The organism is Citricoccus nitrophenolicus, from assembly GCF_047305825.1.
Taxonomy (GTDB): Bacteria; Actinomycetota; Actinomycetes; order Actinomycetales; family Micrococcaceae; genus Citricoccus; species Citricoccus nitrophenolicus.
Map to the genome: position 1 here is coordinate 2,412,727 of NZ_CP063070.1, position 14,469 is coordinate 2,427,195.

General features: G+C 69.1%; 12 protein-coding genes. All 12 read left to right on the plus strand.

Going from position 1 to position 14,469, the window contains the following annotated elements:
* The first annotated feature begins 9 nt into the window (after window positions 1-9).
* Window positions 10-1,500: an aldehyde dehydrogenase family protein gene (locus IMT31_RS11100; protein WP_413542808.1), complete on the plus strand. Its 1,491-nt coding sequence runs from the start codon at window positions 10-12 to the stop codon at window positions 1,498-1,500.
* A gap of 21 nt (window positions 1,501-1,521) precedes the next feature.
* Window positions 1,522-2,691 carry an NDMA-dependent alcohol dehydrogenase gene (locus IMT31_RS11105; protein WP_413542809.1) on the plus strand — a complete coding sequence of 390 codons (1,170 nt, stop codon included), beginning with the start codon at window positions 1,522-1,524 and terminating at the stop codon, window positions 2,689-2,691.
* Window positions 2,692-2,714: 23 nt separating this feature from the next.
* Window positions 2,715-3,257, plus strand: a complete 543-nt coding sequence (locus tag IMT31_RS11110) for a UGSC family (seleno)protein (protein ID WP_413542810.1) — start codon at window positions 2,715-2,717, stop codon at window positions 3,255-3,257.
* Window positions 3,254-4,339 carry a hypothetical protein gene (locus tag IMT31_RS11115; RefSeq protein ID WP_413542811.1) on the plus strand — a complete coding sequence of 362 codons (1,086 nt, stop codon included), beginning with the start codon at window positions 3,254-3,256 and terminating at the stop codon, window positions 4,337-4,339. The genes IMT31_RS11110 and IMT31_RS11115 overlap by 4 nt, the downstream gene beginning before the upstream one ends.
* Window positions 4,340-4,411: 72 nt before the next feature.
* Window positions 4,412-5,554: a zinc-dependent alcohol dehydrogenase gene (locus tag IMT31_RS11120; protein WP_413542812.1), complete on the plus strand. Its 1,143-nt coding sequence runs from the start codon at window positions 4,412-4,414 to the stop codon at window positions 5,552-5,554.
* 26 nt (window positions 5,555-5,580) lie between these two features.
* The gene (locus tag IMT31_RS11125) at window positions 5,581-6,576 is read left to right on the plus strand and encodes an amidohydrolase family protein (RefSeq protein WP_413542813.1); all 996 of its coding nucleotides are present in this window, start codon (window positions 5,581-5,583) and stop codon (window positions 6,574-6,576) included.
* Window positions 6,577-6,694: 118 nt separating this feature from the next.
* On the plus strand, window positions 6,695-8,488 hold the full coding sequence (locus IMT31_RS11130; protein ID WP_413542814.1) for an ABC transporter substrate-binding protein: 1,794 nt from the start codon (window positions 6,695-6,697) through the stop codon (window positions 8,486-8,488).
* Window positions 8,485-9,543, plus strand: a complete 1,059-nt coding sequence (locus tag IMT31_RS11135; protein ID WP_413542815.1) for an ABC transporter permease — start codon at window positions 8,485-8,487, stop codon at window positions 9,541-9,543. The genes IMT31_RS11130 and IMT31_RS11135 overlap by 4 nt, the downstream gene beginning before the upstream one ends.
* Window positions 9,530-10,414, plus strand: coding sequence for an ABC transporter permease (locus IMT31_RS11140; RefSeq protein WP_413542816.1), 885 nt, complete (start codon window positions 9,530-9,532; stop codon window positions 10,412-10,414). Before IMT31_RS11135 ends, IMT31_RS11140 begins: the two co-directional genes overlap by 14 nt.
* Complete coding sequence (locus IMT31_RS11145; protein ID WP_413542817.1) at window positions 10,411-11,487, plus strand: ABC transporter ATP-binding protein; 1,077 nt, start codon at window positions 10,411-10,413, stop codon at window positions 11,485-11,487. Before IMT31_RS11140 ends, IMT31_RS11145 begins: the two co-directional genes overlap by 4 nt.
* The gene (locus IMT31_RS11150; protein WP_413542818.1) at window positions 11,484-12,518 is read left to right on the plus strand and encodes an ABC transporter ATP-binding protein; all 1,035 of its coding nucleotides are present in this window, start codon (window positions 11,484-11,486) and stop codon (window positions 12,516-12,518) included. Before IMT31_RS11145 ends, IMT31_RS11150 begins: the two co-directional genes overlap by 4 nt.
* A gap of 122 nt (window positions 12,519-12,640) precedes the next feature.
* Window positions 12,641-14,425 (plus strand): ABC transporter substrate-binding protein, encoded by a 1,785-nt coding sequence (locus IMT31_RS11155; RefSeq protein ID WP_413542819.1) that lies wholly within the window; start codon window positions 12,641-12,643, stop codon window positions 14,423-14,425.
* Window positions 14,426-14,469 lie beyond the last annotated feature (44 nt).

Sequence of the window (14,469 nt, forward strand, 5' to 3'; positions counted from 1 at the left end):
GAGGACACCATGACTGCAGTGATCGACCCCCAGGCCACCCTCGAGACCCCCCTGTTGGCGGACAATGTCCAACTGATCGGCGGGGAATGGGTCCCCGCCGCCTCCGGCGAGACCCTCGAGGTCATCAACCCCGCCAACCGAGAGGTCCTGAGCCGCATCCCGCGGGGCGCCGCGGCGGACGTGGACGCGGCCGTCCAGGCCGCCGAGCGGGCCCTGCCGGGGTGGCGTGACACGAACGCCACAGCCCGGGCCGGACTCCTGTTCCGGTGGGCGGCCCTCGTGGAGGAGAACGCCGAGGTCCTGGACCAGCTGGAGTCCCGGGACGTCGGGCGCCCCCACTGGGGACCCTCGCCTCTGGCGGGGATGATCCGGTTCATCGCCGGACAGACGGACAAGGTCCAGGGCCTGTCCCTGCCGACGTACTCGCCGGACGTCCTCGGGTTCACCCTGCGGGAGCCCTACGGGGTGGTCGGCGCCATCATCCCGTGGAATGCCCCGGGGCCGATGTTCACCAATGAGGTGGCCGCGGCCATCGCGGCTGGGAACACCATCGTCATCAAGCCGGCCGAGGACGCCCCGCTGGCACCCCTGGCGCTCGCCCAGCTGGCCATGGACGCCGGGATCCCTGCCGGCGTGATCAACGTGGTCACGGGGCTCGGCGCAGAGGCCGGCGCTGCCATCCCGAATCACCCCGGCATCCGCCGCGTGGGCTTCACCGGCTCTCCGGCCACCGGCTCCACCGTGATGGAGGCCTGCGCCCGGAATCTCATCCCGCTCCACCTGGAGCTGGGGGGCAAGTCCCCGCAGGTGATCTTCCCGGACGCGGATCTGGCCACGGCGGCCCAGGCCATCGCCACCGGAATCACCCTGAACACCGGTCAGATCTGTGCGGCCGGGTCTCGCGTGGTGGTCCACCGCAGCATCCACCAGGAGGTGGTGGAACGGCTGGCCACCGCCATGCAGCAGGTCACCGTGGGGCCGTGGCACCAGAAGGTGAACATGGGTCCACTGATCAACGGCAAGCAGCACGGGCGCGTCATGGGCTATATCGAGGCAGGGCGGGACGGCGGGGCGGACCTCGTCCTCGGTGGGGACACCCCCTCCGGAGAGGACTTCGGGGAGGGGTACTTCGTGAACCCGACCCTCTTCGACAATGTCTCCCCGGACATGAAGATCGCCCAGGAGGAGATCTTCGGTCCCGTGCTCTCGGTCATCCCCGTGGATGACGAACAAGAGGCCATCGAGGTCGCCAACGGCGTGGACTACGGGCTGGTGGCCTCAGTGTGGACCGAGGACGTGGGCACCGCGGTGCGGATGTCACGGGCGCTGCAGGCAGGCCAGGTCGGTGTCAACAACGCCCTGGGCGCCGGCGTCATCGGCGGTCCCTTCGGCGGCTACAAGTCCAGCGGTTTCGGACGGACCATGGGCGCTGACTCTGTCCTGAACTGGACGCAGACCAAGACCGTCTCCCTGCGGGGCGCCACCCGCCCGGTCAACTGAACCGAAAGGCAGATCAACACCATGGCCATCACCACTCCCACAGCAGCAACCGACCAGGGTTCCGTCCAGGCGCTCACCACGCGGGCGGCACTGGCCCGCGGCCCCCACGAGGGCTGGCAGCTCACCGAGCTGCGGGTCGACCCACCGAAGGAGCACGAGGTCCGCGTCAAGCTCTACGCCGCGGGCCTGTGCCACTCGGACCACCACATCACCGCTGGGGACGCCCCGGTCCGGTTCCCCATCGTCGGTGGCCACGAGGGCGCCGGCGTGGTGGAGTCGGTGGGACCGAGCGTCACCCGGGTCAAGCCCGGGGACCGGGTGGTCTGCGCCTACATCCCCGCCTGCGGCTACTGCCGGCCGTGCTCCACCGGCCACCAGAACATGTGCGTCAAGGGGTTGAACGCCGGCACCGGCATGTTCCTGGACGACTCGTTCCGGTTCCATGACGAGACGGGGGAGGACGTGGGCGGCTTCTGCACCCTGGGTACCTTCTCCCAGTACACCGTGGTCTCCGAGTACGCGGCCATCCCGCTGCCGGACGACATCCCGTTCGAGCTCGGATCCCTCGTGGGTTGCGGCGTCCCCACCGGCTGGGGTTCCGCCGTCTACGCCGCCGAGGTGCGGGCCGGGGAGACCGTGGTGATCTTCGGAGCCGGGGGAGTCGGGTCCAACGCCGTGCAGGGCGCCCGTTACGCCGGCGCCAAGAACGTGGTGGTGGTGGATCCCGTGGCCTTCAAGCGGGACTCCGCGCTCGAGCTGTTCGGCGCCACCCACGCCTTCGCCACGGCACAGGAGGCCCATGACTTCGTGGTGGAGACCACGTGGGGGCAACTGGCGGACAAGGTCATCATCACCGCGGACGTGGTGACCCAGGAGATGGCCAACGCCGGCATCGCGATGACGGGCAAGGGCGGCAAGCTCACCATCACCTCCGTGGGACACCTCAACGAGCAGGCGGTCACCATTCACGCCGGCATGCTCATCAGCTATCAGCGCCAGATCCGTGGTGCGCTCTTCGGCGACTGCAACCCGCTGTATGACATCCCGAAGCTGCTCGGGCTGTACCGCTCCGGGGATCTCAAGCTGGAGGAACTGATCACTCGCAAGTACACCCTGGACGAGGTGAACACGGCCTACGAGGACCTGCTTGCCGGCCGCAACATCCGCGGCATCATCGTCCACGAGCACTGAGCACTGAGAACGAGGAGGCCGTCATGACGCAGATGATTCTGGATCCCACCGGGCGGGGACCACAGGCCAGGGCGGACTCCGCGCTCGCCGCCCGGCCGGCGCAGTTGTCCGGGGCCCGGATCGGACTGCTGGACAACACCAAGCACAATGCCCTGCTGTTCCTGAAGGCCGTGGGTGAGTTGCTGATCGCTGAGCACGGCGCAGCCTCCGTGGGGATCGTGGAGACGAAGCAGAACTTCTCCGTCCCCGTGGGCGAGGAGATCATCTCGCGGTACCGGGCGGACAGTGACGTGGTGATCACCGGGGTGGGGGACTGCGGCTCGTGCAGCGCAGCCGCCGTGGCGGACGGGATCAACTTCGAGCGGGCCGGGCTGCCGGCCGCCGTGGTGCTGACGGACGCCTTCGACGTCACGGGGCGGACCATGGCCGGGGTGCAGGGAGCCCCGGACTACGAGTGGATCACCACGCAGCACCCCATGGCCGTGCTGACCGAGGACGAGGTCCGGGCCCGGGCCAGGAAGCTGCTGCCGCAGATCGTGGCCACCCTGACGGGGTCCGGCGCATGACCGCGGCAGGTACGCAGGCGGGTACGGCGGGCTCGCAGGCGGGAACCGAGGCGCTTGATCCGGTGGCCGCCCAGCGAGCCATCGAGTACGCCTATGAGCAGGGCTGGTCTGACGGTCTCCCCCTGGTCCCGGCCACCCAGGACCTGGTGGACCGATTCCTGGCGGCCGGGGACCGGCCGGCGGAGGAGGTCCTGAGCCACCTGCAGCAGGTGGACCGCACGGTCACCGTGGAGCTGCTGGCCATCAACGCGGCCATGGCCGGATGCCGGCCCGAGTACTTTCCGGTGGTCCTCGCAGCCTGGAAGGCCCTCGCCGCCGAGCGGACCACCGCCGGCGGTGGGTGGCAGTCCACGTCCGGGCCCGCTCCACTGATCATCGTCAATGGGCCGATCCGGCAGGAGTTGGGATTCAACAGCACCGGGGGCGTGTTCGGCCCTGGGTTCCGGGCCAACGCCACCGTGGCCCGCGCCATCGGCCTGACGGTCCGGAACGCCTACGGGATCCGCCCCCACGAGCTGGAGCAGGCCACCCAGGGCCTGCCCGGGCGCTGGTCCATCTGCCTGGCGGAGAACGAGGAGGAGAGCCCCTGGGCCCCGTTGGCCGAGGACCTGGGGGTGGCCGGCAACGCGGTGACCTCCACCCTGTTGCGCACGTCCGAGTTCGTGGACAACCGGCACACGGCGGACCCGGAGCAGCTGCTCGCCGACTTCGCGGACACCATCGGCCGCTCCGGCCCCTGGATCTTCAGGAATGCCATGGCCGGCGTGGTCCTGTGCCCCGAGCACGCAAACCAGCTGGCGCGGGCGGGCTTCTCCCGGGCGGACGTGGCGGCCTGGCTGACCGAACGCTCCGGGCGCACCACCGGCCAGCTGGCCGCCGTGGGCAAGGATCACGCCGCTGACGGTGTGCGGTTCCCCGGGGACAACGTCGATCCCGAGAGCTTCCAGCGCACCATCGCCGATCCGGCGTCCATGATCGTGGCCGTGGCCGGGTCCCGCAACGCCGGGATCTCCATGGTGGTGCGCTACTTCGCCGACTGGTCCGGCCGGCCCGTGCCGGTGGGCGCCGCGCCCACAGCCTGAACCGCTCGAACCGCACGATCCGCCCGAACCGCACGATCCGACCGACCTGTAGTTCCCCCTGAAAGGTGCCTCATGACCCTGCGACTCCACGACCACCTGCCGGACACCGTCCGCGCGGCCGTCCAGACCGGTCCCCGCACCATGGAGGTCCGCGAGTTTCCGCGGCCGGTCATCGGCCCGGATGACGGGCTGCTGCGGGTGGAGGCCAACGGCATCTGCGGCTCGGACGTGGAGATCTTCCGGGGCCACCTGCACGGCAAGGCGGCCGCCCCCTTCATCCCCGGGCACGAGCCGTTGGGCATCATCGAGGAGATCGGTGAGCGCGCCGCCGAGCGCTGGGGCGTCACGGTGGGGGACCGCGTGGCCCTTGAGGTGATCGTGCCCTGCCGCTCCTGTTCCGACTGCCTCGTGGGCCGCTATCAGGCCTGCCGCAACAAGCAGAACGGCCACGGTGTCACGCCGCTGGATGTGGAGCCGGCGCTCTATGGCGGCTTTGCGGAGTACCTGTACCTGGCCCCCAACGCGGTGATGCACCAGATCGATGCGTCCCTGCCGATCGACATCGCCGCCATGTACAACCCCTTGGGGGCCGGAGTCCGTTGGGCCGTGGACCTGGGTGAGGTCGGGATGGGAGACACCATCGTCATCCTCGGGGCCGGTCAACGCGGGCTCGCAGCGGTGATGGCGGCGAAGGCCGCTGGCGCCCGCACCATCATCATCACCGGCCTGGAGGCGGACCGGCACAAGCTCGCCGTGGCCGAGGAGCTCGGCGCGGACCACACGGTGGTGGTGGACGGACCGAACGGCCGTGACATCGTCGAGGCCGTCACCGAGATCACCGGCGGCCGGATGGCGGACGTCTCACTGGACCTGACGCCCATGGCCGCCGGCCCCGTCACGGAGGCGCTCACGGTGGTGCGCCACGGCGGGCGGGTGGTGCTGGCCGGGCTGAAGGGCGGCCGCGAGATCCCCCTGAAGACGGACCTGCTCATCAATCGCGGGCTCACCGTCCGCGGTGCCTTCGGGGTGGACGCCGCCGCCAACGAGAAGGCCATCGCCCTGCTGGAGTCCGGGCGCTTCCCGCTGGAGAGACTCCACACGCACACCTTCGGGCTGGACCAGGTGGCCGAGGCGATCGAGACGCTGGCCGGCGAGCGGGAGGACCGCAGCGCCATCCACATCACCGTCCAGCCCCACCTCGGCCGTACGGCCTGAAGCCGATCCACCAGACAAGGACTGCCATGCTCATCGACGCCCACGCCCACCTGCTCCCCGGCCACTACCCGGACCATGCCCCAGAGTGCTTCCCGTCCATGGAGGCGGTGACCGGGTCCACGGACCGCACGCTCGCCTTCGGCGAGATGCGGTTCCGCGCCAAGGAGGTGTTCTTCAACGCCGAGCGGCGGGTCGAGGCACAGGATGCCTCCGGTGTGGACCTGGAGGTGGTCAGTCCCATGCCTCCGCTGCTGAAGTACGATCTGCCGCCGGCGGACGGCCTCGCCCTGGCGCAGCATGTCAACGATGTCACCGCCGAGCTCAGTGGCTACGCTCCGGACCGGATCGTGGGCCTGGGCATGGTGCCGATGCAGGACCCGGAGGCGGCCACCGCCGAGCTGGCGGCCATCCAGGAACGTGGCCTGGCCGGCGTCGAGATCGCCTCGAACATCCTGGGGGACTCGATCGGCCACGAGAGGTTCCTCGGGTTCTTCCAGGAGGCCGAGCGCCTGGGCCTGTCCGTGTTCGTCCATGCCATGCCCTCGCCGATGTCCCGGCTGCCGGCCTCCGCCATGGGCACCTATGTGGTGGGGGTGGAGGGCATGTTCGCGGCCGCCTCCATGGTGCTCGGGGGCACTGCAGCGGCCTGTCCAGACCTCCGGCTGTCCTTTTCCCACGCCGCGGGCGGCTTCGCCATGATGCTGCCGCGCGCCAACTACTTCTGGGGCGGGGCCTGGAACGAGGGCCCGGTGGACAAAGACCGGGCCGTGATGCCCGACGACGGCCCCTCGCCCCTGGAGATGGCGCGGCGGTTCTACTACGACTCGATGGTCTTCGACCACCGGACCATCCGCTACCTCATCGACCTGCTGGGGGCCGACCGGCTGCTCGTGGGCTCCGACTTCCCCGCCATGCTGCGCGAGGACCCCGCCGCCAAGACCCTGAAAGAGATGGACCTGCCCGCGGATCAGTGGGCGGATATCAGCTCGCGCAACGCCCTGCGGTGGTTGGGCCGGGACTGACTTTCGCCCGGTGGAACTCCCGTGGGAGGGCCCCGCTGACTCGGACAGACTGAGCGGAGAGCAGGTGTGCAGTAGCTCACACCCATCGTCCAGACATCCACCATCGTGGGGAGCCACCATGAACCTGATTCCACGCCAGCACAGCCCACGCCAGCCTCGCCCACGCCGGGCCCTGATGGGAACCGCGGCCCTGGCGGCCAGCCTGGGCCTCGTCCTGGCCGGTTGCGGATCCGACGGCGGGACCAACGTCAACACCTCCTCCGAGGTCGGTGAGCCGCAGGCCGGCGGCGACCTCACGGTGCTGCTGGACGCCGGATACTCCGGGAGCTGGGATACCGGCCTGGACCCGGCCACCTCCAACTCGGTGGGGGCGAACCAGTCCCTGAACTCGGCGGTCTTCGGCGGCCTGTTCAGCCTGGAGGCGGACGAGAACGGTGAGAACGCCGAGATCGTGCCCCAGCAGGCCGAGAGCTACGAGTTCTCCGAGGACGGGCTCACCCTGACCGTGAAGCTGCGCGAGGGCATCACCTTCTCGGACGGCACCCCGCTGGATGCCGAGGCCGTGGTCTGGAACTGGATCCGCAACCTCAGTTCCGGTAGCACGGGTGCCCCCCAATTGGACTTGGACCTCGAGCGCGAGATGCCGGACCTGGACCCGCAGTTCCTGGAAGACCTCTACGCAGCCCTGCCGGAGGACGTGGACGAAGCCGTGATCGAGCAGCGTCTCGGAGCCATCCAGGCCGTGGATGACCTGACGGTCCAACTTCATCTCGCCACCCCCAACGGTGCCCTGGTCAATGCGATGCCGTACAACAACCTGAACCTGATCGCCTCGCCCACGGCCTATCAGGAACAGGGCGCCGAGGAATTCAGCCGGGCTCCCGTGGCGGCCGGCCCGTTCACCGTGGAGGCGAACCGCATCAGTGAGCGGCTCGACCTGGACCGTAACGAGGACTACTTCAAGGAGGGGCTGCCCTACCTGGACGAGCTGTCCTTCCAGTCCATCGCGGGAGACCAGGTCATGTACCAGACGTTGCAGGCCGGTCAGGGTGACGCGATCGAGGGGCTCAGCTCCCTCACCCTGATCCAGCAGGCCCAGTCCAATCCCCAGGTCACCACGACCCTGGGCGCCCCCACCTCGCCGTACGTGATTCAGCTGAACACGCGGCAGGCCCCATTCGATGACCAGAAGGCACGAGAGGCCATCTACTACGCCACCGACTTCGAGGCGATCAACGAGGGTCTGTTCGGCGGCGAGGGGGACGTCAGTCAGTCCTTCACCGCCTCGGGCGGCCTGTTCCACGAACCCGAGGTCGAGGGATACCGCAGTTATGACCCGGAGAAGGCCCAGGAGCTCGTCGAGGAGATCGGCGGACTGACCGTCGAGTTGGGCACCACGGACATCGTCACGGCCCGTCAGGTGACCACGGCGTTGCAGACCCAGTGGCAGGAGGCCGGGATCGACGTGACGATCGACTCCAAGCCCCTGGGGGACGTGATCACCAAGTTCGGCACAGGGGAGTGGGAGTCCATGCTCCAGACCGCCGGCGCCTGGGACCCCGCCGCGGGAATCGGCGTGGGTGTCCGCTTCGGGTCCACCTCCACCTACAGCGGAACACCGCTGCCGGAGGGCGCGGCCACCGCGGCCGAGGCCCTGGAGGGGGGACTGCAGACCGAGCTGGACCAGGTGATCCAGGACGCCGCGGCCACAGTGGACGAGGACGAGCGCGCCGAGCTGTACCAGCAGGCGGCGAAGATGATCTCGGATGAGGCCTACGGTCCCTTCGGCATCGCGTTCTCCCCGGCCCAGGTGGTCCGCGAGGGCGTCCACGGACCCGGGCTGACCACCCCGATCCCTGCCCTCGCGGTCAACCCCGGGGTCATCTATGAGCGCGTGTGGGTGGAGCAGTGACGGACACCGCCACCCGCCCCGCACCGGAAGGGCCACAGGGTCCAGCGGCACCGGACCGCGCGCGCAGTGGCCGAGGCAGCTCCAAGGGCAGTGGTTCGCCCCTGCTGAGGCTGTTCGGCCGGCGGCTGCTGATGACCATCCCGCTGTTACTAGCCATCAGCGTCCTGGTCTTCATCCTGCTGGAGCTGATGCCCGGAGACCCGGCACGCAACCAGGCCGGCATGGACGCCTCCGAGGAGCAGGTGGAGGCCGTGCGCCAGCGCATGGGCCTGGACCGGCCCGCTCCGGAGCGCTACTTCGGCTGGTTGTTCGCCCTGTTCCGGGGTGACCTGGGACAGTCGTCGGTGAGTGGGCAGTCCGTGGCGTCCATGATCGCCGACCGGGCACCCGTGACCCTGGAACTGGTCATCCTCGCCTTCGTGGTCTCCCTCGGCATCGCCATCCCGGTGGCCCTGATGGCCGCCCGCAAGCCCGGCGGACTGTTCGATCGGGCCACCATGGTGGTGGCCATGACCATGCTGGCCGTCCCGAACTTCGTATTGGCCATGCTGCTGGTCCTGGTCTTCGGGATCACCCTGCGGATGCTGCCGGCCATCGGATTCGTCCCGCTGGAGGACGGACTGATACCCAACCTCCGGTCGGTGATCCTGCCCGTGCTGGCCCTCGCGGTCCCCCTGGCAGCCTTCTACACGCGCTTCCTGCGCGGTGACCTCGTGGAGCAGATGAACTCCGCCGACTACGTGGACACCGCACGCTCCAAGGGTGTCCGCCCGGGCCTCGTGCTCTGGCTGCACGCCTTCCGGAACTCCTCCTTCGGCCTGCTGACCATCGTGGGCCTGAACATCGGCACGCTCGTGGGCGGCACGGTCATCATCGAGCAGATCTTCGCGATGCCCGGGATGGGCATGATGATGCTCGAGGGCGCCATGTCCGCGGACACCGCCGTGGTGCAGATGTGCGTGTTCATCTTCGCCGCCGTGGCCGTCCTGGCCAACCTCGTCGTCGATCTGATGTACGCCGTCCTCGACCCAAGGATCCGTTATGGCAGTCACTGAAGCCCCCGCGCTGCTCGCCGTCCCGACCGATGCCCATGACGACTCCGACCTGCGCTGGGGCCGGATCAGACAGCGGCTGGTGGTCGGCCTGCCGCTGGCCTTCGTGGCCCTGCTGCTGCTGGCCTGCTTCGTGGCCCCGTACGTGTTTCCGGTCCCCTCGCCAGTGGGTGGCAGCGTGCTCGAGAGCGCTCTGCCCCCGGGAAGCCCGGGACACCCGCTGGGCACGGACATCAACGGCAATGACGTGCTGGCCCGGCTGCTGCACGGCGGTCAGTCCTCCCTGATCGTGGCGCTCTCGGTCAACGTCATCGGCCTCGTGGTGGGTGGCGGCATCGGTGCGCTGTCCGGCTACGTCGGTGGGCGGATGGACAACCTGATCATGCGCGTGCTGGACGTGTTCATCGCGTTCCCCTCCCTGGTCCTGACCATCTTCATCGCCCAGGCGCTGGGGCCGAGCGTGCCGAATACCGTCCTGGCGCTGACCGCGTTCAGCATCCCGGCCGTGGCCCGCGTGGCCCGCTCGGCCACCCTGCGGGTGATGACCATGCCGTACCTGCAGGCCGCAGAGCTCAGTGGTAGCCCGGCCTGGCGCATCCTGCTGCGGCACGTGGCACCGAACATCACGCCGCAGATGCTGAACTTCGCCATGCTCGGCATGGGCATCGTGATCGTCACCGAGGGTGCCCTGAGCTTCCTCGGGCTGGGTATCCCGCCACCGGCACCCAGTTGGGGCAACATGATCTTCGAGGGGCAGCAGTCCATGTCCGCAACCCCGCTGCTGGTGCTGTGGCCCAGCCTGGCCCTCCTGGCCACGGTGCTGTCCTTCAACCTGCTGGGTGAGAACGTCCGTGACGAAATGAGTGGGCGATGAGCACGACCATGACCATGACACCCGAACCGGCCCCTGCAGACGGTGCCGGGGACCAGCCCATCCTCAAGGTCCGCGACCTACGCGTGACGTTCACCCGGGCCGGCCGGCGCATCCGAGCCGCCAAGGGCGTCTCCTTCAACGTCCGGCCCGGGAAGATGTTGGCCATCATCGGAGAATCGGGGTCCGGCAAGTCCGTGACCGTCCGTGCGTTGATGGGCCTGCTGCCACCCAGCGCCAAGGTCTCCGGTTCCGCGGACCTCGAAGGCCGGGAACTCGTGGGCCTGAGCGACAAGAAGATGCGGATGGTCCGGGGTCAGGAGATCTCCATGGTCTTCCAGGACCCGGCGCGGTCCCTGAACCCCACCATGTCCGTGGGGGCGCAGATCGTGGAATCCGTGCGCACCCACCGCCCGCTGGGCCGCAGGCAGGCCGCCGAGCGGGCGATCGAACTGCTCAAGCTGGTGCGGCTGCCCGCGCCGGAGAAGCGGTTCCACCAGTACCCGCACCAGCTCTCCGGCGGCATGCGCCAGCGCGTCATGATCGCCATCGCCCTGGCCTCGGACCCCAAGGTCCTGATCGCCGACGAGGCCACCACGGCCCTGGACGTGACCACCCAGGCCCAGATCATGGAACTGCTCGTGGACCTGCGGGAGCGACTGGGCACCGCCGTGATCATGATCAGCCACGATCTGGGGCTGGCCGCCAGCTACGCGGACGAGGTGCTGGTGATGTACGCCGGGCAGGTGGTGGAGCAGGCCCAGACCTCCGAGCTCTTCTCCAACGTCCGGATGCCGTACACGCGGGCGCTGCTGGAGGCGATCCCGCAGGTGTCCCGGCCCTCGCACTCCGCACTGACGGTGATCGGCGGCCATCCGCCGGATCCCACCCAGCGGATCGAGGGCTGCCCGTTCCGGCCTCGGTGTGTCCGCGCCACCGAGACCTGCGAGACCGCGCCGGCGCTGGAGGAACACGAACCCGGCCACTGGTATGCCTGCTGGAACCCGGTGACCGGGGCGCTGGCCCCTGCCTCTGCCCCTGCCGCGGAGGAACCCCGAGAGGAGACGCAACCATGAGCGAACCGCTGCTGTCCGTGCGGAACATCGTGCAGGAGTTCGAGAGTCGCGGCCCGGGCGGGGTGAAGGAGGGCGTGGTCCACGCGGTGTCCGACATCTCCTTCGACCTGATGCCGGGGGAGACCCTCGGGATCGTGGGGGAGACCGGTTCCGGCAAGTCCACCCTGGCCCGCGCCGTCATCCAGGTGGATCGGCCGAAGTCCGGCACCGTGATGTTCCAGGACCGGGACCTGACGGAACTGGACCGCAAGGAGCTGAAGAAGGTCTGGGCCAATTTCCAGATGGTCTATCAGGACCCCTTCAGCTCGCTGAACCCGCGGTGGCGGATCGAGGATGTGGTGGCCGAACCCCTGGACAGTCACCGCTCGCTGACTCGGGACCAGCGGCGGGCCAAGGTCCGCGAGCTCCTGGAGCTGGTGGGGCTGGACGCGGACCTCTATCTGCGGCGCCGGCCCATGGAGCTCTCCGGCGGTCAGGCGCAGCGGGTGGCCATCGCCCGGGCCATCTCCCTGGACCCTGCGGTGATCATCTGTGACGAGGCGATCTCCTCCCTCGATGTGCTCATCCAGGCCCAGGTGATCAACCTGTTCGAGAAACTGCGGGTGGAACTGGGGCTGTCCTACCTGTTCATCGCCCATGACCTGGCCACGGTCAAGCAGGTCAGTGACCGGGTGGCCGTGCTCTACCTCGGGCAGCTGGCGGAGATCGCCCCCTCGGACCGGATGTACGAGACCCCCCGCCACCCCTACACGCGCGCCCTCCTGGACTCGGTCCCCGGGCTGGACCCCGAGACCGGCATCGTCAAGCGGCCGGTCACCCTGCCCGGGGACGTGCCCAGCCCACTGGACCCGCCCTCGGGCTGCCGGTTCCGGACCCGGTGCCCCCTGGCCCAGGCCGTCTGCGCCGAGGTCGAGCCCGTCCTCACCCCGTGCGACGGCGGCGGTCAGGTGGCCTGCCACTTCCCCCTCGATGACCAGGGGCGGCCCACCAACGGGCACCCGGCGGCAGCTGCCGCGGCGGCCACGGCCTAGCGCCTTCTACCCGACGGAAGGTGCATAGAGCCTTCCCTCGGGCTGCGGGAGACTTCCCAGCAACCCGTGGTGATCTACCTCACACCGGGCCAATCTCCATCACCGTCCACCTGGGAGTCGTCATGAACACCACCACCCGCCCGAAGGTTCCGCGCCGCGGTCTCCTCGGCACCCTGGCCCTGGCGGCCAGCCTCAGTCTCGTCCTCGCCGGTTGCGGCGGCCCGGAGCCGGACGGCGGCACCAACGAGGCCGCCGCCGAGGTCGGTGAGCCGCAGGCCGGCGGCGACCTCACAGTGCTCCTGGACGCCGGTTTCGCCGGCGGCTGGTCCACCGGGCTGGACCCGTCCATCTCCAACACTGTCGGTGCCAATGTGCCGCAGAACTACGCGATCTTCGGCGGCCTGTTCAGCCTGGAGGCGGATGAGAACGGTGAGAACGCCGAGATCGTGCCGGACCAGGCTGAGAGCTACGAGTTCTCCGAGGACGGTCTCACCCTGACCGTGAAGCTGCGCGAGGGCATCACCTTCTCGGACGGCACCCCGCTGAATGCTGAGGCCGTGGTCTGGAATTGGATCCGGCACCTCAGCTCCGGCAGTACCGGTGCCCCTCAGCTGGAACTGGACCTCGAGCGCGAGATGCCGGACCTGGACCCGCAGTTCCTGGAGGACCTCTACGCGGCCCTGCCGGAGGATGTGGACGAGGCCGTGATCGAGCAACGTCTCGGAGCCATCCAGGCCGTGGACGACCTCACGTTCGAGGTCCACTTCTCCGTGGCCAACGGGGCGTTCGTCAATGCCATGCCCTCCACGAGCCTGAACCTGATCGGTTCACCCACGGCCTACAAGGAGATGGGTGCGGAGGCCTATGGGCAGGCCCCGGTGGCCGCCGGCCCGTTCACCGTGGAGGCGAACCGGCTCTCGGAACGGCTGGAGCTGACCAAGAACGAGGACTACTTCAAGGAGGGGCTGCCCTACCTGGACGAGCTGTCCTTCCAGTCGGTCGGCGGTGACCAGGTGCTCTACCAGACACTGCAGGCCGGGCAGGGTGACGTGATCGAGGGGCTGAGCTCCGTGACGCTGATCAATCAGGCCCAGGAGAACCCGAACCTGACCACCACCCTCGGGGCGCCGACCTCGCCGTACGTGATCCAGCTGAACACGCGGCAGGCCCCGTTCGATGACCAGAAGGCGCGGGAGGCCATCTACTACGCCACCGACTTCGAGGCGATCAACGAGGGCCTGTTCGGTGGCCAGGGGGATATGTCCCAGTCCTTCACGGCCTCGGGCGGGCTCTTCTACGAGCCGGAGGTCGAGGGCTACCGCACCTATGACGTGGAGAAGGCCAAGGAGTTGGTGAAGGAGCTCGGCGGGTTGACCGTGGAACTGGGCACCACGGACATCGTCACCGCCCGCCAGGTCACCACCGCCCTGCAGACGCAGTGGCAGGAGGCCGGCATCGATGTCACGATCGACTCCAAGCCCCTGGGGGATGTGATCACCAAGTTCACGTCCGGTGAATGGGAGTCCATGCTCCAGACTGCAGGTGCCTGGGAACCGGCCGCCGGGATCGGCGTGCAGGTACGGTTCGGTTCCACCTCCCCCTTCAGCGGGACCCCCCTGCCGGACGGGGCCGAGTCCGCCACGCAGGCCCTTGAGGAGAACCTGAACACGGAGCTGGACCAGGTGCTGTTGGATGCCGCCTCCACGGTGGACCAGGACGAGCGCGCCGAGCTGTACCGGCAGGCGGCGAAGATCATCTCGGATGAGGCCTACGGGCCCTTCGGGATGGCCTTCTCCCCGGCCCAGGTGGTCCGCGAGGGCGTCCACGGACCCGGGCTAACCACCCCGATCCCCGCCCTGGTGGTCAACTCGGGAGTCCTGTATGACCGGGTCTGGGTGGAGCAGTGAGGCCCGTCCGGTGCCGTAGCTGAAGGTCTCCTCCGGCCCGCGGG